The 599-nt window shown below is 65.1% G+C and carries 1 protein-coding gene and 1 pseudogene; one reads left to right on the top strand and one right to left on the bottom strand.

Features of this window, described 5'->3' with window-relative positions:
* Nucleotides 1-239, bottom strand: a pseudogene (locus A5698_RS05710) (dihydrodipicolinate reductase); the annotation flags it as partial.
* A gap of 131 nt (nucleotides 240-370) precedes the next feature.
* Here A5698_RS05710 and A5698_RS28455 point away from each other — a divergent pair.
* Entirely contained in the window at nucleotides 371-511 is a 141-nt protein-coding gene (locus A5698_RS28455) for a hypothetical protein (RefSeq protein ID WP_156670581.1), read from the top strand.
* Nucleotides 512-599 lie beyond the last annotated feature (88 nt).

Here is a 599-nt window from a genome sequence, read left to right on the forward strand (position 1 = left end):
CTCGCGGCGTACACCACGCAGTCCGGTCGCAGCGTGATCAACGCATCGGCGTCATTGGTGGCCGCCAGCCCGATCGGATCACCGCCCGCCAGCACCCCCGCGTCCTTGCCGACTTTCTCCTCGGAGTGCACCCACGCCCCGACCAGTTCGAGGTCGGGCCTGCTCCGGATCGCATCGATCGCGATCGACCCGACGCCGCCGGTCGACCAGACCACGACGCGGTGCTTACCTCCGGTCATCGATCCTCCTCCGGGAGCCCGGTGTGGCGACAAAGCCAGCGCTGAGAATAGCATCCACTATTAATGGTAACCAGAACAAAGATTAGGTTAGAGTCGGTCGTCGTGAATACCCCGGCCTTGTCGCGGTGCTGATGTTCACGCTCCGGTTCGACATCCGGGCGCCCGCCGAGGGAGCGCCGACGACCGAGCTGTACTCGGTCGCTGTGCAGATGTGTGGGAGACGGCAGGGCGACGAATCGGTCGCGAGTATCTCGAGCGCGCCGCACTGGTGACGGGGTCAATCGCAGCAACGGAGGAATCGTGAAAACACCGCTGAGAACCGTGGTCTGGGGGACGGGCGGCGTCGGGTCGATCGCGATC

Origin of the sequence: Mycobacterium sp. E136, from assembly GCF_001666865.1 — a bacterium.
GTDB lineage: Bacteria > Actinomycetota > Actinomycetes > Mycobacteriales > Mycobacteriaceae > Mycobacterium.

Bases quoted from the DNA above. Each gene is read 5' to 3' on its own strand.
- A5698_RS28455 (WP_156670581.1), top strand. From the start codon at position 371: ATGTTCACGCTCCGGTTCGACATCCGGGCGCCCGCCGAGGGAGCGCCG.